The sequence below is a fragment of the Arthrobacter sp. SPT-J7 genome (genome assembly GCF_059089965.1).
In genome coordinates this window covers 90,023-113,207 of record NZ_JBNHFF010000004.1, presented here as the reverse complement: position 1 = coordinate 113,207, position 23,185 = coordinate 90,023, and the positions used below count along the sequence as shown (strand labels likewise).

23 protein-coding genes are annotated in these 23,185 nt (G+C 65.1%); 12 read left to right on the top strand and 11 right to left on the bottom strand.

Annotated elements, in window-relative coordinates; genetic code table 11:
- Window positions 1-99 precede the first annotated feature (99 nt).
- The gene (locus AC5RWX_RS08130) at window positions 100-912 is read right to left on the bottom strand and encodes an FRG domain-containing protein (RefSeq protein WP_494097222.1); all 813 of its coding nucleotides are present in this window, start codon (window positions 910-912) and stop codon (window positions 100-102) included.
- A gap of 300 nt (window positions 913-1,212) precedes the next feature.
- Between AC5RWX_RS08130 and AC5RWX_RS08125 the strand changes: the two genes are divergently transcribed.
- Window positions 1,213-1,884, top strand: coding sequence for a hypothetical protein (locus AC5RWX_RS08125; protein ID WP_494097221.1), 672 nt, complete (start codon window positions 1,213-1,215; stop codon window positions 1,882-1,884).
- A gap of 99 nt (window positions 1,885-1,983) precedes the next feature.
- Here AC5RWX_RS08125 and AC5RWX_RS08120 read toward each other — a convergent pair whose 3' ends face one another.
- Complete coding sequence (locus AC5RWX_RS08120) at window positions 1,984-3,498, bottom strand: helix-turn-helix domain-containing protein (protein ID WP_494097220.1); 1,515 nt, start codon at window positions 3,496-3,498, stop codon at window positions 1,984-1,986.
- A 91-nt stretch (window positions 3,499-3,589) separates the two neighbouring features.
- Between AC5RWX_RS08120 and aceA the strand changes: the two genes are divergently transcribed.
- The 4 genes from aceA (at window position 3,590) to mtr (ending at window position 9,149) form a co-directional block, all read left to right on the top strand.
- Window positions 3,590-4,906 (top strand): isocitrate lyase, encoded by a 1,317-nt coding sequence (gene aceA / locus AC5RWX_RS08115; RefSeq protein ID WP_127514291.1) that lies wholly within the window; start codon window positions 3,590-3,592, stop codon window positions 4,904-4,906.
- A 219-nt stretch (window positions 4,907-5,125) separates the two neighbouring features.
- Complete coding sequence (aceB, locus tag AC5RWX_RS08110; protein WP_494097219.1) at window positions 5,126-6,766, top strand: malate synthase A; 1,641 nt, start codon at window positions 5,126-5,128, stop codon at window positions 6,764-6,766.
- A gap of 403 nt (window positions 6,767-7,169) precedes the next feature.
- On the top strand, window positions 7,170-7,646 hold the full coding sequence (locus tag AC5RWX_RS08105) for a MarR family winged helix-turn-helix transcriptional regulator (protein WP_494097218.1): 477 nt from the start codon (window positions 7,170-7,172) through the stop codon (window positions 7,644-7,646).
- A 93-nt stretch (window positions 7,647-7,739) separates the two neighbouring features.
- Window positions 7,740-9,149 (top strand): mycothione reductase, encoded by a 1,410-nt coding sequence (gene mtr / locus AC5RWX_RS08100; RefSeq protein ID WP_494097217.1) that lies wholly within the window; start codon window positions 7,740-7,742, stop codon window positions 9,147-9,149.
- Between the two features lie 97 nt (window positions 9,150-9,246).
- Here mtr and AC5RWX_RS08095 read toward each other — a convergent pair whose 3' ends face one another.
- Window positions 9,247-9,588, bottom strand: coding sequence for a YciI family protein (locus tag AC5RWX_RS08095; RefSeq protein WP_494097216.1), 342 nt, complete (start codon window positions 9,586-9,588; stop codon window positions 9,247-9,249).
- Here AC5RWX_RS08095 and AC5RWX_RS08090 point away from each other — a divergent pair.
- Complete coding sequence (locus tag AC5RWX_RS08090) at window positions 9,551-9,718, top strand: hypothetical protein (protein WP_494097290.1); 168 nt, start codon at window positions 9,551-9,553, stop codon at window positions 9,716-9,718. The two genes, AC5RWX_RS08095 and AC5RWX_RS08090, sit on opposite strands and share 38 nt — an antisense overlap.
- A gap of 216 nt (window positions 9,719-9,934) precedes the next feature.
- Here the strand turns inward: AC5RWX_RS08090 and AC5RWX_RS08085 are convergent, their stop codons facing one another.
- Window positions 9,935-10,849, bottom strand: a complete 915-nt coding sequence (locus AC5RWX_RS08085) for a LysR substrate-binding domain-containing protein (protein WP_494097215.1) — start codon at window positions 10,847-10,849, stop codon at window positions 9,935-9,937.
- Window positions 10,850-10,958: 109 nt separating this feature from the next.
- Here AC5RWX_RS08085 and AC5RWX_RS08080 point away from each other — a divergent pair, with 109 nt between their 5' ends.
- On the top strand, window positions 10,959-12,281 hold the full coding sequence (locus AC5RWX_RS08080) for a cytochrome P450 (RefSeq protein WP_494097214.1): 1,323 nt from the start codon (window positions 10,959-10,961) through the stop codon (window positions 12,279-12,281).
- A 12-nt stretch (window positions 12,282-12,293) separates the two neighbouring features.
- Window positions 12,294-12,620 (top strand): 2Fe-2S iron-sulfur cluster-binding protein, encoded by a 327-nt coding sequence (locus tag AC5RWX_RS08075; RefSeq protein WP_494097213.1) that lies wholly within the window; start codon window positions 12,294-12,296, stop codon window positions 12,618-12,620.
- Window positions 12,621-12,634: 14 nt separating this feature from the next.
- Here the strand turns inward: AC5RWX_RS08075 and AC5RWX_RS08070 are convergent, their stop codons facing one another.
- Window positions 12,635-12,949, bottom strand: a complete 315-nt coding sequence (locus AC5RWX_RS08070) for a hypothetical protein (protein ID WP_494097212.1) — start codon at window positions 12,947-12,949, stop codon at window positions 12,635-12,637.
- A gap of 136 nt (window positions 12,950-13,085) precedes the next feature.
- Between AC5RWX_RS08070 and AC5RWX_RS08065 the strand changes: the two genes are divergently transcribed.
- The 3 genes from AC5RWX_RS08065 to AC5RWX_RS08055 all read left to right on the top strand — a co-directional run bounded on the left by AC5RWX_RS08065 (window position 13,086) and on the right by AC5RWX_RS08055 (window position 14,613).
- A complete protein-coding gene (locus AC5RWX_RS08065) occupies window positions 13,086-13,598 on the top strand; it encodes a hypothetical protein (RefSeq protein WP_494097211.1) in 513 nt (170 codons plus the stop codon).
- A 48-nt stretch (window positions 13,599-13,646) separates the two neighbouring features.
- Window positions 13,647-13,976 (top strand): hypothetical protein, encoded by a 330-nt coding sequence (locus AC5RWX_RS08060; RefSeq protein WP_494097210.1) that lies wholly within the window; start codon window positions 13,647-13,649, stop codon window positions 13,974-13,976.
- A 64-nt stretch (window positions 13,977-14,040) separates the two neighbouring features.
- Complete coding sequence (locus tag AC5RWX_RS08055; protein ID WP_494097209.1) at window positions 14,041-14,613, top strand: MOSC domain-containing protein; 573 nt, start codon at window positions 14,041-14,043, stop codon at window positions 14,611-14,613.
- An 87-nt stretch (window positions 14,614-14,700) separates the two neighbouring features.
- Here the strand turns inward: AC5RWX_RS08055 and AC5RWX_RS08050 are convergent, their stop codons facing one another.
- The 3 genes from AC5RWX_RS08050 to cycA all read right to left on the bottom strand — a co-directional run bounded on the left by AC5RWX_RS08050 (window position 14,701) and on the right by cycA (window position 17,801).
- Window positions 14,701-15,723, bottom strand: coding sequence for a 1-aminocyclopropane-1-carboxylate deaminase (locus AC5RWX_RS08050; protein ID WP_494097208.1), 1,023 nt, complete (start codon window positions 15,721-15,723; stop codon window positions 14,701-14,703).
- 6 nt (window positions 15,724-15,729) lie between these two features.
- Entirely contained in the window at window positions 15,730-16,167 is a 438-nt protein-coding gene (locus AC5RWX_RS08045; RefSeq protein ID WP_493944654.1) for a VOC family protein, read from the bottom strand.
- A 176-nt stretch (window positions 16,168-16,343) separates the two neighbouring features.
- Window positions 16,344-17,801: a D-serine/D-alanine/glycine transporter gene (cycA, locus tag AC5RWX_RS08040; protein WP_494097207.1), complete on the bottom strand. Its 1,458-nt coding sequence runs from the start codon at window positions 17,799-17,801 to the stop codon at window positions 16,344-16,346.
- Between the two features lie 329 nt (window positions 17,802-18,130).
- On the opposite strand from cycA, the gene AC5RWX_RS08035 reads away from it, so the two are divergent.
- On the top strand, window positions 18,131-20,140 hold the full coding sequence (locus AC5RWX_RS08035; RefSeq protein WP_494077542.1) for a vWA domain-containing protein: 2,010 nt from the start codon (window positions 18,131-18,133) through the stop codon (window positions 20,138-20,140).
- A gap of 29 nt (window positions 20,141-20,169) precedes the next feature.
- Here AC5RWX_RS08035 and AC5RWX_RS08030 read toward each other — a convergent pair whose 3' ends face one another.
- Genes AC5RWX_RS08030 through AC5RWX_RS08020 form a run of 3 tightly spaced genes read right to left on the bottom strand, consistent with a single transcriptional unit; the run spans window position 20,170 to window position 23,132 of the window.
- Window positions 20,170-21,498: a DUF2254 domain-containing protein gene (locus AC5RWX_RS08030; protein ID WP_494077541.1), complete on the bottom strand. Its 1,329-nt coding sequence runs from the start codon at window positions 21,496-21,498 to the stop codon at window positions 20,170-20,172.
- Entirely contained in the window at window positions 21,495-22,124 is a 630-nt protein-coding gene (locus AC5RWX_RS08025; RefSeq protein WP_494077540.1) for a CG0192-related protein, read from the bottom strand. The genes AC5RWX_RS08030 and AC5RWX_RS08025 overlap by 4 nt, the downstream gene beginning before the upstream one ends.
- A 54-nt stretch (window positions 22,125-22,178) precedes the next feature.
- The gene (locus AC5RWX_RS08020; protein ID WP_494077539.1) at window positions 22,179-23,132 is read right to left on the bottom strand and encodes an acyl-CoA thioesterase; all 954 of its coding nucleotides are present in this window, start codon (window positions 23,130-23,132) and stop codon (window positions 22,179-22,181) included.
- Between the last annotated feature and the right edge of the window lie 53 nt (window positions 23,133-23,185).

Genomic DNA, 23,185 nt, shown 5'->3' with positions numbered 1-23,185 from the left:
TTTGACAAGTCACTCCATGCCTGCCAGTGGAGAATTGAAGTGTTTGTTGTCCGCGACAAAGACCGGATGGAAGCGCAGCCATGTCGTACCATTTGAGCCTCAGTAGTCATGCTGTCCCTTCATTGGCCCCACTGATCCTGCAGGATAGGAACGGGTCAACTCCATCGCAAGGTTCTGCAAGTCTGGGAACAAATCACCGCCACGGAAGCCTAAATTATTCATTTGCTGCGCAATTCGTTGCACCGCAACCCTTGGTATGACCACGCGCCACAAGAGGTCCTTGGAGAACTCAGGGACCTCGAGTGGAGGGGCCTCAGGAGAATGCACAGTGAAGCATCCTTGTTGCACGAACATGCGCAAATCTAGTTCTGTCGCCATCGCTGCGATGATTTGACCGCGCAGTCGCCCCGTTCTGCGCGGATTACGGAATGCCGGTTCAACTAAATGGTCGCATTCACGGGAGTTGATAGCCGGGGTGACATCGATGGAGGCATGGCGGCGGTTCAACTCATGCGGTGAGAGGACCCAGATCGCTGCATCCTCGGGTTCGACCGTTCGGTCGAGATAAGTCTCAACAGCGAAATATGCGGCCACGAGCGGTGAGCGACTCCAATCGAGAAGGCGAGTCGGTAGACCGTAATGCTGCATCAGGCTTAACCATGCAGAATGATCGTCGTAGGCCGGAGTGCTCGGGTATCGAACTGCCGCACGCGTACGAAATCTGTGAGTCAAGTTCCGCTCGTCTTGCCCGGTATAGCTGCCCTGGGGGCCCGATCTCCAGAGCGCGGGTTGAACAGTCCAAGACGCATTCCGCTGTCCGCGGTACCACAGAGGAACTGAGCGATCCACTCTAATACGTTCAATGGCTTCGACCAGTTCGCCAACCGAATGCACTTGAGTAGTCTCCGTCATGGCTACCACTTTAGCCGTCCGACTCCTGTTCATCTGCTAACAGCGTGGTCATCCACGTCGGTGAGTATGCAATCAGTCATGCTAGTTTCCGCGCAGGAGTGATGTTCCGGGGACACCACAGGTAAATTTTCGGGTTGGTCTGCCGGTTAGCCCCTTCTGGTTAAGTTGTTTAGCCGATCGAAGACAGCAAGTGACCAATCAACTGCTCGAACTTTTGGTTATCCGTACTCTCGTCTATCACTTGCGCCTTTAAGGACACTCTGGTCCATAGACTAATCTTGACGAGGGAAGACTTAGCTAGTGAAACTAGCTACCCAACGTGAGAGGTACGGCTTGGACCTGCTGGAGTTTATTGCGAGCTTAATTTCGTCGATAGTCTGGCCGGCGGCAGTGGTGGCGCTGGCACTGATGTTCCGGAAGAAACTCAGTAAAGTCATCGGCGCGCTCGCTCAGCGAATGGCAGATATGACTGAGTTTTCTGGTCCAGGAAGCGTCAACGCGAAGTTTGGAGAACGAGTCAGGGAAGTCACCGAAATTGCCTCCAAGCTAGAAGTTCCAACTCAGGCCAGCGATTCTTTGAGATACGATTCAAAACAGGATCGGACGGCAAATGCTGCAGAATCAATGGTTTACACATTTCCGCGCCACGCAGTTCTAGAGGCGTACATTCCTTTGGAGAAAGCCGCTTACGATCTAGTTGAAAGATCCGGAGGTAATCGAAAAGACCTCCAAATGATGCTCCGTAATCCCATCCCGGCACTCCGTAGAATATCTTCCGTCGATATGGACGTCGCTTCATCGGCCGCGAAACTACGACAACTCCGCAATCAGGCAGCTCATGAGGAGAATTTCATCGTCGAGCCTGACGTGGTCCTCGACTACGTCTATGCAGCGCGGAACCTGACTGAGGTGCTTCATTCCATCGCAAATAATCTCCCTGCACACAGCGATCAGCTCTTCGGTGCCCGCTAAGACGGGTCTCGTGCACGCGGCGGAACAGGGAGAGGATCCTTCCGCGCGAATCGCGGTTAACAGCGCATGTAAGAGTCGTCAAGTCACCGGAGGCGAGGTTCACGAACTCGCATGCGCGGCCAGGAACTGGTAAACCTCCGTCTCGTCCACCCCTGGGAAGGCGCCCGGTGGGAGGGCTGCGAGGAGGTGCGAGTTGGCGCGGGCGCTGGGCCACGCGTTGCCGGCCCACTGGGCGGCGAGGTCGGCGGGTGGGCGGCGGCAGCAGGACTCGTCGGGGCAGTTGGAGACGGAGCGTTCGGGAGTATCGCGGCCGCGGAACCACTTCACCTCTTTGTAGGGAATGCCGATGCTCAGCGAGTACTCCCCCGACGAATGCCGCTCCGTGATGGCGGTGCACCAGAAGGTCCCGGCCTTCGTGTCCGTGTACTGGTTGAAGGCGCGGAACTTGTCCGGCACGTCGAACACTGCCCGTGAGGTCCAGTTGCGGCAGACCGGCTGGCCCTCGATGGCGCCGGTGTGGTCGGCGGGGAAGTTCACGCCGTCGTTTTCGTAGGCCTTGTGGATGATGCCGGAGACGTGCACCTTCTGGAAGTGGCACGGGATGCCCAGATGATGTGTGGCCAGGTTGGTGAAGCGGTGGGCTGCGGTCTCGTAGGAGACGCTAAACGCGTCGCGCAGGTCTTCGATGGCCAGTTCCTTGGCGGCCTTGGCTTTCTGCAGGAAATCGACGGTGGCGTGCTCGGGCATCAGCAGGGCTGCGGCGAAGTAGTTGGTGTAGACGCGTTGACGGAGGAAGTCGGCGTAGTCCGTGGGCGTCTGGTGCCCCAGGACGTAGTGCCCTACGGCCTGCAGCAGTACCGAGCGGGGGTCGTGTTCGGACCGGTGCCCCTGAGTCAGGTAAATTCTGTTGTTCTTCAAATCCGTCACCGACCGGGTGGAATGCGGCAGGTCACTGACGTACTGCAGGCTGAAACCTAGGTGCTCAGCGATGTCAGCAGCCACGTGGTGGGACAGCGGGCCACCCTTGAAGCCGACCGCTTTGAGCAGCTCCTGGGCCTGCGCCTCAATGTCTTCATAGTGGTTGTTCCGGGCGCGCATTTCCGCCCGCAGTTCGGTGTTGGCGCGGCGGGCCTCCTCCGGTGTGGCGGCCTGCTCGTCCAGCCGGCGTTCCAGCTCGTGCTGCAGGCCTACCAATGACTCGAGCACGTCGATGGAAAGCCGCGAGGTGACGCGGACTTTGGGCAGTCCGAGCGATTCGTACAGCGGACCGCGCTGGTAGCGTTCCAGCTCGATCTCCAGCGCTGCACGGCGGCTGGGCGGCTCGGCCCCGAGCAGCTGGTCGATGCCCACACCCAAGGCTTTGCCCAGTGCCTGCAGCATGCCGAGCTTGGGCTCGCGCTTGCCGTTCTCGATCAGCGAGAGCTGCGACGGCGCGGCACCGACGGCGGCACCGAGATCGTCCAACGTCATGCCCTGGGCCTTCCGCAGGTGCCGCACCCGCCGGCCCAAGCTGATGACGTCGACTTCGGGCTCTGAGGAGGCACCGTCGTCGTGCTTGGCGGGACGATTCCAGCTGGTGGTTGTCATTTCTTGAGGATACGAGAAGAACTGCAAATCTTTCCAGCAATTTTTATGGATTACCTGTTGTGACCTGCGGAATAGTCGATTTCACGAAGAAGTTCGACCGCTACCAAGGAGAACAGCAATGACTGCATCATTTGAGCCGGCCCCGATGAACGCTGAAGAAGCGGCCAAGGCACTGGAGCTCGAGTGGGCCGCCGATTCCCGCTGGGAGGGCATCACTCGCGACTACACCGCAGCGGATGTCGTCCGCCTCCGCGGCCGGGTCCAGGAAGAGCACACGCTGGCCAAGCGCGGCGCGCAGAAGCTGTGGAAGCAGCTCACCGAGGAAGCCGCCGAGGGCCGCTACACCAACGCGCTCGGCGCACTGACCGGCAACCAGGCGGTGCAGCAGGTCAAGGCGGGGCTGCGCGCCATCTACCTCTCCGGCTGGCAGGTGGCCGCGGATGCCAACCTCTCCGGCCACACTTACCCGGACCAGTCGCTGTACCCGGCGAACTCGGTGCCGCAGGTGGTCCGCCGGATCAACAACGCGCTGCTGCGGGCCGACCAGATCGAGTTCTCCGAGGGCATCCAGACCGTTGAGGACTGGCTGGTGCCGATTGTGGCCGACGCCGAGGCCGGCTTCGGCGGGCCGCTGAATGCGTACGAGCTGATGAAGTCGATGATCGCTTCCGGCGCCTCGGGCGTGCACTGGGAGGACCAGCTGGCCTCGGAGAAGAAGTGCGGCCACCTGGGCGGCAAGGTGCTGATCCCCACCGCGCAGCACATCCGCACGCTGAACGCGGCGCGGCTGGCCGCCGACGTCGCCGGCACGCCGAGCGTGATCATCGCCCGGACCGACGCCGAGGCCGCCACGCTGATCACCTCGGACGTGGACGAGCGCGACCGCGAGTTCATCACCGGCGAGCGCACCCCCGAGGGCTTCTACAAGGTCCGCAACGGGATTGAGCCGTGCATCGCCCGGGCCAAGGCCTACGCCCCGTACTCGGACCTGATCTGGATGGAGACCGGCACCCCGGACCTGGAGCTGGCCCGCAAGTTCGCCGAGGCGGTCAAGGCCGAGTTCCCGGACCAGATGCTCTCCTACAACTGCTCGCCGTCCTTCAACTGGAAGAAGCACCTGGACGACGCGACCATCGCCAAGTTCCAGCGCGAGCTCGGGGCGATGGGCTTCACCTTCCAGTTCATCACCCTGGCCGGCTTCCACGCCCTGAACTACTCGATGTTCGACCTGGCCCACGGCTACGCCCGGGACGGGATGAGCGCCTACGTGGAACTGCAGGAGCGCGAGTTCGGCGCCGAAGACCGCGGCTACACCGCAACCAAGCACCAGCGCGAAGTGGGCACCGGCTACTTCGACACCATCTCCACTGCCCTCAACCCCAACGGCAGCACCCTGGCACTGGTCGGCTCCACCGAAGAGGGCCAGTTCCACTAACCAGCTTGATCACGACGGCGGTGCTCGGCTTCGCCGATTGGGGGTCCGCCGCGGCACGACATTCCGACGGCCGTGGGCGGCCTTACGGAATCTATTAGCCGCTTTCCGGACCCCCAATCGGCTCCATCCGAACCTCACCTCATCCGAAGGTCACCTTTGGCACCCAGGCCGGGCGCCCCCGTCGTACCTACAAAAGTTTTCTTGAGGAGTGAATGAGCGATGAACGATCCGATTACCTTGAACGGGATTACGTTGACGGCCCCGCCGGTGTGCCGGCAGGAGGAAGTGCTGACGCCGCAGGCGCTGGAGTTCGTGGCCAGGCTGCACAAGGCCACGGCCGACCGGCGGCGCGAGCTGCTGGTGCAGCGGGAAAACCGGCGGCGCTCGATCGCCCGCGGGCATGATCCGAAATTCCTGCCCGGCACCCGGAACATCCGCGAGGACTCCAGCTGGCGCGTGGCTCCGCCGGCGCCCGGGTTGGAGGACCGCCGGGTGGAGATCACCGGGCCGGTGGAGAAGAAGATGACCATCAACGCGCTGAACTCCGGCGCCAAGGTGTGGCTGGCTGACATGGAGGACTCCTCCACGCCCAGCTGGTCCAACGTGATCAACGGGCAGCTGAACCTGACCGATGTGCTGGAGCGGCGGATCGACTTCACCTCGGAGACCGGCAAGGAATACAAGCTGACGGGTGAGACGCTGACCGACCTGCCCACCATCGTGGTCCGGCCCCGCGGCTGGCACCTGCCGGAGAAGCACATGCTGATCGGCGGCGAACCGGTGGCCGGCGGCATCGTGGACTTCGGCCTGTACTTCTTCCACAACGCCCAGCGGCTGATCGCCCAGGGCCGCGGACCGTACTTCTACCTGCCGAAGATCGAGTCGCACCTGGAAGCCCGGCTGTGGAACGACGTGTTCATCCTGGCGCAGGACCTGCTGGGCATCCCGCAGGGCACCATCCGCGCCACCGTGCTGATCGAGACCATCACGGCCGCGTTCGAGATGGAGGAGATCCTGTACGAGCTGCGCGAGCACGCCTCCGGGCTGAACGCCGGCCGCTGGGACTACATCTTCTCGGTGATCAAGAACTTCCGCGCCCGCGGACCGCGGTTCGTGCTGCCGGACCGGACGCAGGTGACCATGACCGCGCCGTTCATGCGCTCCTACACCGAGCAGCTGGTCCGCGCCTGCCACCGCCGCGGCGCCATGGCCATCGGCGGGATGGCCGCGTTCATCCCCAGCCGCCGCGACCCGGAGGCCAACGCCATCGCCATGGAGAAGGTGCACGCGGACAAGACCCGCGAGGCCTCCGACGGGTTCGACGGCTCCTGGGTGGCGCACCCGGACCTGGTGCCGGTCTGCCGCGAGGTGTTCGACTCGGTGCTGGGTGACCGGACCAACCAGCTGGACCGCCAGCGCGAGGATGTTATGCCCGACGACGGTGCCCTCCTCAACATCGCCGGCACCGAAGGGACCATCACCGAGACCGGCATCCGCACCAACCTGGAAGTCGGCATCCAGTACATCGAGTCCTGGCTGCGCGGCAACGGCGCGGTGGCCATCCACAACCTGATGGAAGACGCCGCCACCGCGGAGATCTCCCGCTCGCAGATCTGGCAGTGGATCCACGCCCACGCCCTGACCGACGACGGCGAGATTGTCACCCGCGAATGGGTGCGCGAACTGCTGGAGGAAGAGTTCGCCGGCCTGCCGCGGTTCGACGGCGACCGGTTCGACGACGCCCGCGAGATCTTCGAAGAGTGTGCCCTCGGCGAAGAGTTCCCGGCCTTCCTGACCATCCCCGCCTACCAGAACTACCTGCTGGAGAAGTCGCCTCTCAAGGTAGTGGCCGCGGCCTAAGGTGCCACCATCCGTCCGGCGGCGGGCCGGGGTTCTATAGCCAGCCCCTGGCCCGCCGCCGGGACCACGTGCCGGTGCCAATCACCGGCGCACCTCGGTTTCCGTGTAACGATCGGAAACCACCCACTCCGCGGGACCGCCCGGTCCACGCCGTTCGCCACAGGCAGCCCGAAAGCCGGGCGGCCCGGGCCGGTCCTGCGGAAACACTTGAAACGAACGCTGGGTGCAACTCCACGTGGAGTTGCACCCAGCGTTTCTTTGTCGCGAAATCGGTCCCCCGCCCAGAACCGACAGGGAGCAGACGACCTGCACAGCTTCGACCACTCGCTCTCTCCAAGGCAGATCGTCTGAGGCAAGATTATCCGAAATTGGACTATCTGGGGTCCGTCGATAGCATGGGAGCGTGCTGCCGAACGTCAATCTCGACACCCCGTCGCTCAAACCGTGTGCGACGGTGGACAGTCCTTTCACCAGCGACCTGACGTGGCTGATGCATCGTGCCGTCGGAGTGCTGACCGGGAACTTCGACGCTGCTTGCCGGGACAACGGTTTGCACGACATGCGTGACACGCTGGTGCTGGCGGTGGCCGGAGATGGCACGCCGCGCACCCAGATCGAGATCGCCACCACGCTCGGTTTCGACAAGTCCACGCTGATGTCGGTTATCGACCGGCTCGAAAAGCAGGGCTACGTGGTGCGGGACGCCGATCCTGCGAACCGGCGCATCCGCATTCCACGCACCACCGACGAAGGCCAGGCGGTGCTGAACCGCGCCCTTGCCGCGCGCGACCAGGTAGTCGAGCAGACGCTTGCCGGCTTCGGCGAGGACGACGTCCGGCAACTGCGCACCCTGCTGTGGAAGATCGCCACCGCCGAATAACCCGACCCGCCTCTCCAGCCGGCCGCCTCCCACTGCCCGGCCCGCCCCTTTCCGCGCCCCCACCCCAAAACGACCCCCTAGTGAGGACTTGCCATGGATACCCCTGCCAGCGATATCGCTGTCGATGCGCACTACGACCTGATCATCATCGGCACCGGATCCGGAAACTCCATCCCCGGGCCGGAGTTCGAGGACAAATCAATTGCGATCATCGAGAAGGGGACGTTCGGCGGCACCTGCCTCAATGTCGGCTGCATCCCCACGAAGATGTACGTCTATGCAGCCGATGCAGCGTTGGAGACCGCCCAGGCAGGGCGGCTGGGCGTGAATGCCCGCGTCAACTCCGTGGACTGGTCTGGAATGGTCACCCGCATCTTCGAAAACCGCATCGATCCGATCGCCGGCGGGGGTGAAGCGTACCGCCGCGGTCCGCAGACTCCCAACATCGACGTCTACGACCAGCATGCTGTCTTCGTCGGCGAACGCACGCTGCGCACCGGCCAAGACCAGCAGCAGAAGATCATTTCCGGTGACCAGATCGTAATCGCCGCCGGCTCCCGCCCCTTCATTCCCAACCCCATCGCTGCCTCCGGAGTGCGGTACTACACCAACGAGGACATCATGCGCCTGCCGGAGCAGCCAAAGTCCATGGTGATCATCGGTGGAGGCTTCATCGCCATGGAATTCGCCCACGTCTTTGAGGCCCTCGGCACCGAGGTAACGATCATCTCTCGCTCTTCGCTGCTGCGCAGCCTGGACACCGAGCTGGGCGAGCAGTTCAACGCTATCGCCGCCCAGCGGTACGAGCTTCTGTCCGGCCGAACCGCCATCGGCGCCGAGGAGACAACCGAGGGAGTGACTGTCAGGCTCGACGACGGCACCTCCGTCACCGCGGAAGTACTGCTGGTGGCCACCGGGCGCCTACCCAATGGAGACCAACTGGACTTGGCCTCTGCCGGGATCGAAATGACCGACGACGGACGTGTCCGCGTCGACGAATACGGTCGTTCGACCACCGCCAAGGGGGTCTGGGCCCTTGGCGACGTCTCCTCGCCCTACATGCTCAAGCACGTGGCCAACGCGGAGATGCGCGCCGTGCGCCACAACCTGCTCCACCCGGACAATCTGCAAAAAATGCCGCACGACCACGTTCCCTCCGCCACCTTCACCTACCCGCAGGTCGCCACCGTCGGGCTGACCGAGGACCAGGCCCGAGAACAGGGCCACAATCTCACAGTCAAGGTGCAGAAGTACGGGGATGTCGCCTACGGCTGGGCAATGGAAGACACCACGGGAATCTGCAAACTGATTGCGGATCGCGATACCGGGAAACTGCTCGGTGCGCACTACATGGGCCCGCAAGCCTCGACCCTGATCCAGCAGATGATCACCGTCCTCGCCTTTGACCTGGACCTCCGCGAATTCGCGGCCAAGCAGTACTGGATTCATCCGGCGCTGCCCGAGGTCACCGAGAACGCGCTACTCGGCCTTGAGTTCAATTAGAACGAGGAAAAGCTTTCCTCATGGGTGCGGCTCTACCTCAAGAGCCGCACCCGGCACTGTTCGTTGCATGTTCTGAGGCCAATCGCCCCGCCGGGACCTAGCTGGCGGCGTCGATCCCGAAGGCCCTCACTTCCTGGGCGCATCGGCAGGCGACAGCGATCTTAGCGGCCCACTCCAACGCCGCATCGTACGAGGGCAGCTCCAGCACCGAGTAGCCGCCTTCAAGCTGCTTGGTCTGCGGGTAAGTTCCCTCGCTCACGGTTCCATCGCCCTCGACCATCACCGGCGGGATGCTCTCATCGATGCCGCCGCCGAACACCCACACTCCGGCGTCCTTCGCCTCCTGCACCACCGCGTGCGCCGCATCGGAAACGGCTGGCAGTTCCTCTTCAGAAACGGCCATGGCGGCACTCGGAAACGAGATCAAATACTTTGTCATCGCGTCGGCTCCTTCTTCGCGGTCCGGGACCACCTGCATCCTTGCGGATGCCATCGCGCTGCGCAAGGGTCTCGGCCGGTTCCGAGGCTGCGAAAGCCATGGCGTATCCCGGCTCGATCTTCTCCCGTAGGAAGCGCTACTTCCTGGCTTCTGAAGAGAGTGCCAGTAGACAGAGTGCTGCTGCACCTTCCCGCAGAGCAGGGCACCGCCGTCGTCGTTTCCGGGACCGGACCTCAGGCAGCTGTGCGCCGCCCATTGGGGGTCACCGCTGGCTCGAGTCCTCATTTGTAGGCAACAGTCGAAGACTGCGCTGCTGGTTCAAAGCGGCGCCGGCAGCCTCTGAGGATCAGACCGCTTCGGCGCCTTCCAGAACCTCAGCCGCGTAGTCCATGACCGCATGTGCTCGGGCGCTGAGGGCCACTCCGTCGGGCCAGACAGCGACAACTGAGGTTAGGCCCGCCCGGGGACGTAATGGTCTGGAGACAATGGGCAACCCCTCGGTGGTCACGGGGATCTGGTTGGGGCGTGACATGAGCAGGCTGTAGCCAAGGCCACGGCCCACCAGCGCGCGGACCAGGTCGATCTGCGGCACGCGCGCCGCATAGGTCGGAGTGAGTCCACGTTCGTCGAACATCAATTGGGTGTAACCGGTGCTGGGCTGCGACTCAAGCATGATCAGCGGTTCAGGTGCGAGCTCTGCCAGGTCGACGTCCGGCTTCGCGGCCAGCGGGTGCGACTCCGCGAGTATGGCCATCACTTCTGTCTTGTAGATTTCCTTCTGCTGCAGTCCAGCGGTCATGCCGATGCCATAGACGATCGCCGCATCCAAGGCCCCTGTTTCCAGCTTCGGCAGCAGGTCGCCGTGGTCGCCCACCGTGATGCCGATGTCCACCCCGGGGTGCAGTTTCCCGAAGCCTTCCATTACCGACGGCAGTACGTTGCTGGCCAGCCCGATGTAGCAGCCCAGCGCTACGGGTCCTCGCAGCTCTCCTCCGACGCCGGCAAGCTCACTGACCAGGCCGTCGGTTTCCTTCAGGATGGTCCGCGCCCGGCCGGCAAGGTACTGTCCCGCCTGGGTGAGGCGCATGCCCCGTGCCTTGCGCCGTACGCACAACTGCTCCCCCACTGCTGCCTCCAACTCGCTGATGGCATGGGACAACGCCGACTCCGAGATATGCAGCTCCGCCGCCGCGGAGCTCAATGTGAGGTGATCAGGCAGGGCAGCGAAGAGCTCCAATTGGCGCAGCGTGAACTTAGGCATCTAAACCTTACTCAGTCGAAGAAGTTGTGCGGATATCCACAGTTTACTAGGAGAAGAAAGCGGGTGAGACTAGTCACGATGTCTCATTGATTTAGGAGTACGAGTACACATGTCTGCCTCCCTCGAAGGTCAGTGCCCCTACGGCTTCGGTTCAGAGTCTCCAGGCGCCAGCGCCATGACAGTGCTGGCTGCCGCAACGCCAACGGCGGCGGCAGCCGCCACGGAAGCACGGCCGGCTGCTGAAGCGGAGACGACTCCCTACCCGGTAGCGGACTGGGTGGACCCGGTGGCCCTCATGGCCAATCCGTACCCGACGTATGAGCGTCTGCGCCGCGAGTCACCGGTTGCTTGGGTGCCGGCGATCAAGAAGTTCCTGGTGACCAACTACGCCGGCTGCCACGCCGTCGAAATGGATCAAGAAATCTTTAGCGCCAACGTCAGCGGAGCCGCGATGAATCGGGCGCTGGGCGCGCAGCCGATGCTGCGCAAGGACGATCCGGAACACGCCGCCGACCGCGCCCCCATCAACCCGGTGCTCCGCCCGAAAAACATCAAAGAGGCCTGGGCGCCGGTTTTCGAACGCAACGCGAACATCTATCTGGATGTCCTGGCGGACAAGGGACCGCAACATGCCGACCTCAACCGTGACTACGCCGCACCGGTAGCCTCACAGAACCTGATCGACCTGCTCGGCCTCAAGGACGTACACGTAGAGCAGATGCGCCGCTGGTCCCACGACTTCATTGCCGGCTCCGGAAACGTGCTGGACGACCAGGCCATCTGGGACCGCTGCGACGCCTCGCAGGCGGAACTGGATGCCATCCTCGACGAACTCATCCCGTTCTACCAGCGGCATCCCGACGCTTCGATGACGTCGGCACTGGCCAACAGCGGGCTCCCCTTCGACAACGTGGCCGCCAACATCAAGCTCACCATCTCCGGCGGCATGAATGAACCGCAGCACATGGTCACCAACATCGTGTGGGCCCTGAGCCAGCATCCCGAACAGCTCGAGAAGGTGCTCCAGGACGATGCGTTGTGGCCCGCCGTGTTCGACGAAACCGTGCGGTGGCAGTCCCCCATCGGCATGTACCCGCGGGAAACCACCCGGGAGACCACGTTGGAAGGTGTCAGCCTGCCTGCCGGGGCGGGGCTCGGTGTTGTGGTGGGATCCGCCAACCGGGATGTGGCGCACTTCGGGCCTACGGCCGATGAGTTCAACATCTTCCGCCCGAAGACATCCCACCTGGCCTTCGGCAGTGGCGTCCACCTCTGCGCAGGGCACTGGGCAGCCAAGAGCTCGATCGGGCAGATCGCCGTCCCGCTGGCTTACAAGCGCTTCCCGGGGCTGCGCGCCGACGACACCCGGGCCGAGACCTGGGACGGCTGGGTCTTCCGCGGCATCACCAGCCTCCCCGTCACTTGGAACTAGGAAAGAAGAACCATGGCAAAGATCAGTTTCCACCACTCCGACGGCAACGTTGACGTCCTGGACGTCGACCCCGGCACCTCGCTGATGCGGGCGGCGGTCACCAACGGCGTCGACGGTATCATCGGCGAATGCGGCGGCCAGGCGATGTGCGCCACCTGCCACGTCTACGTGCGGCCCGAATACCTCGACGGACTGCCGGAAATCGGCGACGACGAAGAAGAAATGCTCGAGTGCACCGCCGGCCCCCGCGACGAGGCCCGCAGCCGGCTCGGCTGCCAAATCACGGTCGGCGACGGACTGGAGCAGATCGAAGTCGACGTCCCTGACGACCAGATCTAGAAAGGCGGAGTGCCTTAGATGTCCTCGGAGGCGGCTCCGCCTTCGCCTTCCCAGGTCTCGAGGCGCTTGACCTTGGTGGCGTTGAACTTGCGGCGGACGCCGTAGCCGCCGTGGTCGTCGTCCTCGATGAAGACCACGCCGAACTGTCCCAGGGCCCGGCGCAGCTGCTGATTTTCTTCGGGCGTCAACGGGAGGTTGCCCTTCTCGAAGTCGCGCACCTGCTGTTTATCCAGGCCCGCGTTCTTCGCAATGACCTTTGCGGAAACCTGAGTGAGGGCACGTGCTGCGCGGGCCAGATCCGAGGTAATCATCAGTGGGTTGTTGCTCATGGCCCGATCATCCCAGCTTTCGCGCAGGAGTCTACTCCCCGCCGCCGGGGCGTCCCGTTGGGCAATTGTGTAGACGGAGTCCCCCGACACCGTCCTGTTCCTGCCTCATGGCCGACGCGTGGCCTAGATTGTAGCCATGGTTGCGCAGCAGGTTCCCGATCCGCTGGAGGTTGTGGTCCGCAGCGATGGCCCTGATGGGTGGGACGTTCTGGCCTCGCTGGGTCCGCTTGCCATCCTCTTGGCGGCGCTGATTGCTGCCTTCATTGGTTGGCGCAGCATGCAGACGCAGGCGGAGGCTCATCGCCGTTCCCAATGGTGGGAGCGGGCCGAATGGGCGCTGGATGCCGCCATGTCCTCCAGCGTGGATCGCAGAGTGATCGGGCTTGGGGTGCTGGCCCTTCTCGCCGAGAGCAACCTGGCCGGTGAAGAAGAGGCCCGGATCCTGCAGGTCGCCTCGAACGACAACTTGGTCCAGCCGGTCACGATTCTTGAGGATGTGGAGGCCGGGCGGCCCTCCAGCAGAGCTACCGAGGCCTCCCAGCAGGAGATCATCAGGGTGCAAGCAGCCAGGCTGCGCACCGTAACAGACCAAAAGCTAGGGCGCCGGACACCCGGATGGATCGTAGAGCTCGCCCGAACATCAACGTGAGCCACGGCCGTGGCACAATGACGGCAAGCCAAGCCCGGAGGAAAATGCATGACCACCAATGACCAGACCATCGCCGAAACGCAGCAAAAGCCGAAAAACTACCTGCAGTGGAAGTTTTCCGGCGCCGGTAAAGTCTTCCGGGACGTGCTCTGGACCGCCTTCATTTTTCTGTTCATCACTCTTTTCGATTTCGGCGGCAACGGGCTGTGGATCAACCTCGGCGGGGCCGTCCTCATCGGCCTGGCCCTGGATGCGGTTGAGTACCAGCACGAAGTGCACCGAAGGCCCGCTGCCCGGAAAAGCGTGGTGCTGTGGCAGGGACTGGCCGTCCTGGCGGTGACCGTTCTTTTCATCAGCTTGATCCAGCTGACCCGCTGAAAGTAGCCGTTCTCAATAGAGCGCCGAGGACCTGGCGATCCTCGATTAACGGAATGCTGGTGACGTGAGCACTACGTACAGCTATCCCGTCGAAATCCTTCACCTGTTGGTGTCGCCGGGGCATGCCTACTTTGGCCGGGCCAAGGATGGTGCGGCGGACGTGCCCACGGAGGACCGCGACCGGGCCGAGGTGGTGGCCGGCAAGGGCATCGTGGGCGACAGGTTCTTCGGCAAGGCGGCGCACATGGACGCGGCGGTGACGTTCATGGCCGTGGAGTCCCTCGAGGCCATCGCCCGGGACTTGGACGTTCCACCGTTTAATCCGCTGCTGGCGCGGCGGAACGTGGTGCTCCGGGGGGCCCAGCTGGCGCCACTCATCGGAGAAGAGTTCGCGGTGGAATCCCGCGGCCAACAGGCGCGCTTCCGCGGAGGCCGGCACGCCCACCCCTGCGTCTGGATGGACCGGATGCTCGCACCCGGCGCCCACGCCGCCATGCGCGGACGCGGAGGTTTACGCTGCCAGCCGCTGTCGGACGGGTTTTTGCACCGCGGACCCGCGGTACTGCTCAGCCCAGTAGAGCTCAGGCCCGAAGACGCCGGGGCGGCCGTCCGGCCCAGACCCGGGCGGCTGCCGTAACCAAGGGACAATGGATGTCCGCGGGTCTGCCAGCCACCCGGATTCCGAAGCCGGCGGTGCACAAGCGAGCACCGCCGTCGTTGTTTTCTAGCTCCGGAACAGGCCGCTGTAGGCGTTGAGGGCGGGTTGGCCGCCGAGGTGGGCGTAGAGCACGTTGCTGTCGACGGGGATCTGCTTGCTGCTGACCAGGTCGATCGTGCCCGCCATGGACTTGCCCTCGTAGACCGGGTCGGTGATCATCGCTTCGAGCGACGCGCTGAGCCGCATGGCTTCCAGGGTGGAGTCGACCGGGATGCCGTAGAGGTCGCCGGCCCAGCCTTCCAGCACGGTGATCTCGTCGTCGCGCAGGTCCCGCTCGAGGCCGATGAGCTTGGCGGTGTTGCGGGCGATCCGGCCGACCTGCTCGCGGGTCTTGGCGAGGGTGGCGGAGGCGTCGATGCCGATCACGCGGCGCGGACGACCGCCGGCGTCCTCCAGCGCGGCGAAACCGGCGATCATGCCGGCGTGGGTGGAGCCGGTGACGGTGCAGACCACGATGGTGTCGAAGAAGACGCCGAGCTCCTGCTCCTGCTGCTGCACCTCGTAGGCCCAGTTGGCGAAACCCAGTCCGCCGAGCCTGTGCTCCGAGGCGCCGGCCGGGATGGGGTAGGGCTTGCCGCCGGCCGACTCCACCTCCGCGATGGCGTTCTGCCAGGAGTCGCGGATGCCGATGTCGAAGCCGGACGGGTCCAGCCGCACGTCGGCGCCCATCAGCCGGGAGAGCAAGATGTTGCCCACCCGATCGTTGAGCGGGTCCGGCCAGTCCACCCAGCTCTCCTGCACCAGCAGGGCCTTCAGCCCGAGCTTGGCGGCCACGGCCGCCACCTGCCGGGTGTGGTTGGACTGGAAGCCACCTATCGAGACGATGGTGTCCGCGCCCTCGGCGAGGATGTCCGGGACAATGTACTCCAGCTTGCGGGTTTTGTTGCCGCCGAAGGCCAGGCCGGAGTTCACGTCCTCCCGCTTGGCCCAGAGTTGCGCGCCGCCCAAGTACTGGCTGAGCCGGGGCAGGTGGTGGACCGGGCTGGGTCCGAAGGTCAGCGGGTAGCGCTCGAAGTCCGTGATGGCCATGCCGTGCTACTGCCCGCCGCTATTCTGCTGCCCGGTGATGTTGACCATCCAGTTCACACCGAACCGGTCCGTCAGCTGGCCGAAGTAGTCGCCCCAGGGCGCCTGTTCCAGTGGCTGGTTGATGTTCGCGCCGTCGCTCAGGCCCTCCCAGTAGCTGCGCAGCTTGTCGTTCTCGGACTGGTCCTCGCCGCTGGAGCTGAGGCAGATGTAGCCGTTGGCGGCCGGGGACATCCCGGACGGCACGTCCGAGGCCATCAGCAGGAAGCCGCGGTCCACGGAGACTGAGGAGTGCATGATGTTCGCTCCGGTCTCGGGGTTGTCATCGTTCATTCCCTCCGCGTAGGTCATCTTGTTCAGCTCGCCGCCGAACACGGAGTGGTAGAAATCCATCGCCTCCGCGGCGTTGCCGCTGAACTGCAAGTACGGGTTGAGGTCCAGTGCCATGGGTTTGCCTTCCGTCGTGGATGCGGCTCGGTCCGATCCGCGTTCATTCTTGCGTGTTCGGGCGCGGGCGGGAAGAGGCACCGGCAAGACGTTCCGGCAAGGTGGCCCGGAAGACGAGAAACGTCCGTTCCCCGGAGCCGGGGAACGGACGTTTTCGGTCCATGGTGGAGCAGCTTCTACCGCTGGCCGACGGTCTCCCGTTCACGGCCGTCGCGGTCGGCTTTCTCCTCGGCCACCTTGGCGTCGTGGGCGGCGCGGATCCGGGCGTGCTCCGGGTTGCGGCGCAGCACCAGGTAGCCGATGCCGAGCCCGACGAACCAAAGCGGGGTGAACAGCAGGGCCGTCAGCGTGTCGGACTGGGTGGTCAGGGCCCAGAGGATGAAGGCGAAGAAGGCCATGACCACGTAGGGCATGAAGGAGCCGCCGGGCATCTTGAACTTGCTGGCCTCGTGCAGCTGCGGCCGGCGGCGGCGGTACACCACGTAGCTGAGCAGGATGATGGTCCAGACGAACATGAAGCACAGCGCGGAGATGGTGGTGACCAGGGTGAAGGCCTCGGACACGCTGCCCTCGGCGTAGAGCAGCACGACGCCGGCCAGCAGGAACATGCAGGAGAACAGCAGGGCGTTGCGCGGGACGCCGCGCCCCGAGAGTTTGCCGAACCGCTTCGGCGCGTCGCCCTCCTGCGACAGTCCGTAGATCATGCGCGAGGTGGAGTAGATTCCGGAGTTCGCGGACGAGGTTGCCGAGGTCAGCACCACGAAGTTCACCACGCCGGCCGCACCCACCAGCCCGGCCAGGGCGAACATCCCGACGAACGGCGAGGCGTCGGCGCTGAACGCCGTCCACGGTTCCACGGCCATCAGCACGATCAGAGCGCCTACGTAGAAGATCAGGATGCGGATCGGGATGGAGTTCACCGCGCGCGGCAGGTTCTTCTCCGGGTCCTTGGTCTCGGCGGCGGTGGTGCCCACCAGTTCGATGCCCACGAAGGCGAACACTGCGATCTGGAAGCCGGCCACGAAGCCCATGAAGCCGGTGGGGAACATGCCGCCGTGCTCCCACAGGTTGCTGAAGGAGGCGCGGGCGCCGTCGTGCTCGAAACCGGTGATGATCATGACCAGGCCGACCACGATCAGCGCCACGATGGCCACGATCTTGATCAGCGCAAACCAGAACTCGGTCTCGCCGAACGCCCGCACGGTGGGCAGGTTCAGCGCCAGCAGCAGCAGGATGCAGGCCAGCGCCGGGACCCACAGCGGCAGGTCCGGCCACCAGAAGGCCACGTAGTGCGCAATCGCCACCACGTCCGCAATGCCGGTGACCACCCAGCAGAACCAGTAGGTCCAGCCGGTGAAGAAGGCCGCCCACGGGCCGAGGATGTCGCCGGCAAAGTCACTGAAGTTCTTGTATTCGGTGTTGCTCAGCAGCAGCTCGCCCATCGCCCGCATGACGAAGAACAGCATGAAGCCGATGATCATGTAGACGAAGATGACGGACGGGCCGGCCACGGAGATGGTTTTGCCGGAGCCCATGAAGAGGCCGGTGCCGATGGCCCCGCCGATGGCAATGAGCTGGATGTGGCGGCTGGACAGAGCCCGCCGCAGATGGGGTTCGGTACTGGTGGTGCTCATGCATGTTCCTTAGGGGTGGGACTGCGTAGCTGCGGGAGTTTCCGTTCGAACAGGCCGGACACAGGGCACCATTGCCCATCCGACCAAAAGGATTGCAAGCCCCCGCCGCTCGCCCCGGAGGGGCCGGCTGGTGACCTACGCCACGAAAACTTATCTGCCTCGGCTCCCGCGGGTCAAATCGAGAAGGGGGCAGGCGTGCGGGTTTCTGTTGCCTTCGGGAACTTTGGCGAACACGGAACGACGCCGGGGCGGGCTCCGCTGGAAGTTCCTGAAGCTGGATATAGTCGAACAAACCAACGTTTCACCGAGGGAAATCCGGGGGGTAGATCATGGTTGCGAGCACCATGGTCCTGAAGAGCGCACTGGGCCTTGCCGCCGCGCTGAGCGTGTTCCTGCCGCAGCATGTGCCCGTTTCGCAGGCGCCCGCCGTGCCCGTCCCGCAGGCGCCGGTCGCGCACGTTTCGGTTCCGCAGGCGCCCGCCGCCGGATCCGAAGAGGCAGCGCCGGTGATGCTGATCCTGGACGCTTCCGGTTCCATGCTCAACCCCGACGCCGACGCCAAGGGCACGCTGCGGATGGACGCCGCCAAAGCCGCGGCCAGAGAGCTGGTGGAAACCCTGCCGGCGGGGTCGCAGCTGGGCCTGATGGTCTACGGCACCAACACGGACAGCTCCCCGGAGGCCCGCGCCGAGGGCTGCAAGGACGTGACTGTGTTGTCCGAACTGGGCACCGCCGATCCCGGCAAGCTGCTCGGCCAAATCGACAAGATCAAGGCCGCCGGCTACACCCCGGTGGGCGAGGCGCTGCGCCGGGCCGCCGCCGAACTTCCCCACGACGGCCCGCGCAGCATTGTGCTGGTGTCCGACGGCATCGACACCTGCTCGCCGCCGCCGCCGTGCGAGGTCGCCAAGGACCTGGCCAAGGACGGCGTGGACCTGGCCATGCACACCATCGGGTTCAAGGTGGATGCACAGGCACGCAAGGAACTCGAATGCATCGCCAAGGCCTCCGGCGGCACCTACGCCGACGCGGACAACGCGGACACGCTGCGCGAGCAGATGGTGATCAAGACCGTCCGCGCGCTGAACCCCTACGACTTCGCCGGCATCCCGGTGACCGGCGGCAAGAGTGCGGCCAGCGCCGCGGACGTGTCCACCGGCCAATACTTGGACACCTTCGCCACCGGCAGCAACAGGATTTACGACGGCGGCACGCGCAAGTTCTACAAGGTGCACGTGGACGACGGCGAGCGACTGCACGTCAGCGCCTCCATGGTGATGCCGATCCGGTCCGGCAGCATGTCCACCTACAGCAGCCTGGAGCTGGAGGTCCTCGGTCCGGACGGGCAGGAATGCCTGACCTCGGTCCGCGAATCCCGCGACGAGGCCCGGCTCTCCGACGGCCCGGTCACCGCGGTGCTCTCCACCGGCGCCATGGGCAGCGGCGACAAGGAGTGCCTGAAGCCCTCCGGCGGCGGCGAGCTGGTGGTCAGCGTGACCCGCAGCGGGCCCGGCTGGGAAAAGGACCCGCTGCCCATGGAGCTGCTCTTCCTGACCGAGCCGGTGGCGGACACCACCGGCCTGCCCGAGGCCTACGACGCCGTGACCAAGCTCGATCTGCTGAAACCGGGCACCAAGCCGCAGGAGACTGCCCCGGGCAACAGCTTCAACTCCGCCCCCGAACTGGCCGCGGGCAGCTACAAGGCCACGCTCATTCCGGGCGAGGTGCACTTCTACAAGATCCCGGTGGACTACGGGCAGCAACTGCGCGCCGTCGCCAAACTCGGCGACTACAAAAAGGACATCTACAATCCGTCCTACCTGCAGGTGGGCGTTGCCAATCCGCTGCGGCAGCTGGTGAGCATCACCGACGGCACCTCCACGGGGGCCTACGGTATGACGTCCATGGCCGATCCGGGTACCCAGGTGGCGGCGAACTTTACCTCGCCGGTACGCTACCGTAACGCCGCCGAGGGCATCCACGACGTGCGCACGCTCTACCTGGCCGGCGATTACTACGTGCAGGTCGCGGTGGACCCGCTCAACTTCGAGGACGCGAAGGAAACGGAGATCCCCTACACGCTGACCCTGGACCTGGTCGGCGACGTCGAGCCCGGCCCCGGCACGGCCAAGGCAACGGCCGCGGCCACCGGATCCGCGGTGGCCGCACCGGCGGACAACCAGGCGGCAGCGCCAACCATGGTGGCAGTGGCGGACGACGACGGCGGCTCCGGCCCGGCGCCGGCCCTCGCCTGGGGTATCGGCTCGGTCCTGGTCATCGCCGCCGGAGTCGCCGTCGCGCTCATCCTGCGAAAGAAACGCGGCGCGCGGCAGCCGTAGCCGCAGAAGGCAAGAGGTGGCTGTGGGCCCTACCGGCTGTGGTCGGCGGGGTCCGTCTCGTCCGAGGAAAGCAACTGCAGGCGCCGGAGATCCTCCGGGTGCAGGCCGGGCTGGTCCCGCATCGCCTCCAGGAGTAATTGCATTTGCCGGTGCAGGGGCGCCGCGTGCTCGGGGTGGCCCTCGGCGTGAACGTGGGCGATGAGCATGCGCAGGACTCGCAGAAGCGCGGCGACCACCTCCGGCTGGTCCAGGCACGTCTGACGGAGCTGGTCGAAGGCATGGTCGACGTATTCGTGATGGTCAAGGTTCCAAGGCTGCACCAGCACCCGGTCGGCTTCGTCCTTCAGCGCTTCGGGAGCAAGCGGGGCGGCAAGGACCGTCCGCAGCAGGCTGCCTAGCCTCAGGATGACCTCCACGGCGGTCGTGGGGTCATTGATGGCCGGGCTCAGGGCCCGCAGGCCTATGTCAACGAGCTGACGGATAGCGAAGTCGACATCCTGCAGCATGGTCCGCGAGTCGGCTATGGCAATCGCGCCGGCAAGCCTCTCCCGGCTGCGCTCCGGCGGTGGCGGCCACGCCGTGACCATTGGTTCGCCTGCGTGGATGTAAGCACCCACGCGGGTCTCCACGCGAACCGTCGTTCCGGCGGGGACGGCTCCCAGAAGCTGGCCGCTGTCCATCTGGCTGATCCATCCGCTGGTTGGGGAGCGGATGATGGCGGCGTCCTTGGGGGCATGGGAGTGTTCGGAGTCCACGCGCTGCAGGCCAGCGGGCACCCGGTCAAGGGCGGCTACGACTGATTGGCCCTCCGCGGCGATGACTCGGGCAACGTTGCCGACCTGCAGTCCGCGGGCGAGGTGGTCCAGATGGACGATGATCCCCACCACGGTCACCAGGGTAAGGACGACGGCGACGGTCAGGGACACGCGCGGCGCGGGATCGGTGGGTTCCCCGCTCAGGCTCGGCAGGATGAGGACGCAGTAGAAGAACGTGGCAACCAGCAGTCCGATGACGACTTGGCTCAGTCGGTCGCGGATGAACGAGCGCATCACACGCGGCGAGAACTGATCGCTGGCCAACTGCAGGCTGACCACGGTGAGCGAGAAAACGACGCCGACGGTGGTGATCATGGCACCGGCAACGGTAGACAGCAGCCAGGTGGCGGCATTGCTGCTCATCGCCAGCGTGAGCGGTATAGCAGCATCATGGCCGAGGGCGTTGTCGACCGCGGTGGCAGCGATGGCCAGCGCGATGCCGCCCAGCATCACCACCGCCGGGAAGAGGAAGAGACTTTCCTTAAAGCGGTAGCGCCAGGCTGCAACACGCAGGCCCACTGCCTGCCCCCGGGCGCTACTCACCAGGCCGAGGCGAGGATCAGCGCGGGCTGGCCGGGAAGGGAGCAGGTGAGTTTCAGGGCCGTGCCGGGCTGCTCATTGGGGTCAAGGACGCGGTAGACCGTCAGCGTGAGCGGACTGGCGTCGATGGTGGTGACGCTACCGGCGGTGGTGGGCACCGCCGTCGTTATCTGGGGGACGATGCCGCCGGAGCCGCCGCTGCCGCGCACCGGGAGGCCGTGCGGCAGGGGTTCGAGCTTGCCGTCCACGTCTTTGAACAGGTCGGCGCCGGTGCCGCCCTGGACGATGGCGGTGGCGAGCGCGGTGGCGTAGACGGGGTCGGCGCACGCGTCGTAGACCCAGCGGTCGCCGAGCACCGAGTGCTCCATGGTTCCGGCGAGGAAGTCCTCGGCCTCCGGCAGCGGCGCCCCGCGATAGGTCAGCGGCACATGCACAATCTGCTCGCCGGCCGAAAGCAGGTGGGTTTCCATCCCGACCTCGCCCGCCGGGTCATCGAAGCGGAAGGCGCCAAGGTGCTCCAGGTCGGCCGCGTCGACTCCTAGTTCCTGGAACCACGGTTGCTTCGGCAGCCACGTCTTCAGAAGATCCTGTTTGGAGGGATTCAGCACAGCGTCGTAAATAATGGCCATGGCTGTAGCCTACGGCTTGAACCCGGCCAAAGCGCGGGCAAGCTGGCGCGCGGGTCAGTACTTCCGTTCCGCGGCGAACTGCAGCGGAGGCAGCTGGGCCCGCCGGCGCATCAGGTCCTTGGCGTGCTCATCGAGCCGGCGGTCCTCATCGGTGCGAAGCATCAGCTGCGGCACTTCCGCGGCGTGGCCGCCGTCGCCGCGGGTCACGAAAATGGTCATGCACTGGGTGGTGGGCCGCCACTCGCCGCCGCGGGGATCGCGGGCGCGCACATGGACGGCAATGTGCATGCTGTGCGGGCCGGTGTGGATGAGCCGGGCCTGAAGTTCCACCAGGTCGCCGATGTGGATGGGGTTCAGGAAGTGGATGCCGCCGGAGTAGACGGCCACCGAGTCCCGGCCGCACCAGGACATGGCGCAGGCGCGGGCGACCTCGTCGATCCAGCGCATCACGATCCCGCCGTGCGCGTTGCCGCCCCAATTCACGTCCGAGGGCGCGGCCAGGAAGCGGAACTGCTCCCGTGGGGTGGTGCTGGCGTCCGTGTAGGCCTGGGCGCGCATCGCATCCCGGATTTCCGCCCGGGCGGCGACGCGGCCGGCGGCACCTTCGGCCAGCCGGGCCGATTCGTCATCCGCGGGCGACCACTGCGGGATCGGTTTCGGGCGCCCGTCCTCGCCCATTGCCACGAACACCAGGATGCAGTCCATCGCCGGCCGGAACTCGCGCTCGCGGACGTCCGCCGCGTCCACGGTCACCACCACCTGCATGCTGGACCGACCGGTGTGGACGATGCGGGCGTCCACCTCGATCAAGTCGCCGTTGCGGATGGGCCGGGTGAAGTGCACGTTGCCCACGTAGGCGGTGACGCAGTAGGTGCCGCTGTAGCCGGTGGCGCAGGCGTACCCCGCCTTATCGATCCACTCCAGCACCCGGCCGGCCTGCACGGTGCTGCCATCCTCCGATACGTCGGTGGGGGAGGCCAGGAAGCGCAGGGTGATCCGGTCGTTCATGGGTGCATCGTAGCCTGATGCCGGCGGGCGAGCGCCGCGGCGCGGCCCGGCGA

What these genes read in the sequence shown, in the direction of transcription:
- aceA (WP_127514291.1), top strand. Translation starts at nt 3,590, where the DNA reads ATGACTGCATCATTTGAGCCGGCCCCGATGAACGCTGAAGAAGCGGCC.
- AC5RWX_RS08020 (WP_494077539.1), bottom strand. Translation starts at nt 23,132, where the DNA reads ATGAACGACCGGATCACCCTGCGCTTCCTGGCCTCCCCCACCGACGTA.
- AC5RWX_RS08095 (WP_494097216.1), bottom strand. Translation starts at nt 9,588, where the DNA reads ATGACAAAGTATTTGATCTCGTTTCCGAGTGCCGCCATGGCCGTTTCT.
- AC5RWX_RS08050 (WP_494097208.1), bottom strand. Translation starts at nt 15,723, where the DNA reads ATGGCCATCACGGACTTCGAGCGCTACCCGCTGACCTTCGGACCCAGC.
- AC5RWX_RS08065 (WP_494097211.1), top strand. Translation starts at nt 13,086, where the DNA reads ATGGTTGCGCAGCAGGTTCCCGATCCGCTGGAGGTTGTGGTCCGCAGC.
- AC5RWX_RS08035 (WP_494077542.1), top strand. Translation starts at nt 18,131, where the DNA reads ATGGTTGCGAGCACCATGGTCCTGAAGAGCGCACTGGGCCTTGCCGCC.
- AC5RWX_RS08080 (WP_494097214.1), top strand. Translation starts at nt 10,959, where the DNA reads ATGTCTGCCTCCCTCGAAGGTCAGTGCCCCTACGGCTTCGGTTCAGAG.
- AC5RWX_RS08085 (WP_494097215.1), bottom strand. Translation starts at nt 10,849, where the DNA reads ATGCCTAAGTTCACGCTGCGCCAATTGGAGCTCTTCGCTGCCCTGCCT.
- AC5RWX_RS08060 (WP_494097210.1), top strand. Translation starts at nt 13,647, where the DNA reads ATGACCACCAATGACCAGACCATCGCCGAAACGCAGCAAAAGCCGAAA.
- AC5RWX_RS08070 (WP_494097212.1), bottom strand. Translation starts at nt 12,949, where the DNA reads ATGAGCAACAACCCACTGATGATTACCTCGGATCTGGCCCGCGCAGCA.
- AC5RWX_RS08090 (WP_494097290.1), top strand. Translation starts at nt 9,551, where the DNA reads ATGGCGGCACTCGGAAACGAGATCAAATACTTTGTCATCGCGTCGGCT.
- AC5RWX_RS08025 (WP_494077540.1), bottom strand. Translation starts at nt 22,124, where the DNA reads ATGGCCATTATTTACGACGCTGTGCTGAATCCCTCCAAACAGGATCTT.
- cycA (WP_494097207.1), bottom strand. Translation starts at nt 17,801, where the DNA reads ATGAGCACCACCAGTACCGAACCCCATCTGCGGCGGGCTCTGTCCAGC.
- aceB (WP_494097219.1), top strand. Translation starts at nt 5,126, where the DNA reads ATGAACGATCCGATTACCTTGAACGGGATTACGTTGACGGCCCCGCCG.
- AC5RWX_RS08075 (WP_494097213.1), top strand. Translation starts at nt 12,294, where the DNA reads ATGGCAAAGATCAGTTTCCACCACTCCGACGGCAACGTTGACGTCCTG.
- mtr (WP_494097217.1), top strand. Translation starts at nt 7,740, where the DNA reads ATGGATACCCCTGCCAGCGATATCGCTGTCGATGCGCACTACGACCTG.
- AC5RWX_RS08130 (WP_494097222.1), bottom strand. Translation starts at nt 912, where the DNA reads ATGACGGAGACTACTCAAGTGCATTCGGTTGGCGAACTGGTCGAAGCC.
- AC5RWX_RS08045 (WP_493944654.1), bottom strand. Translation starts at nt 16,167, where the DNA reads ATGGCACTGGACCTCAACCCGTACTTGCAGTTCAGCGGCAACGCCGCG.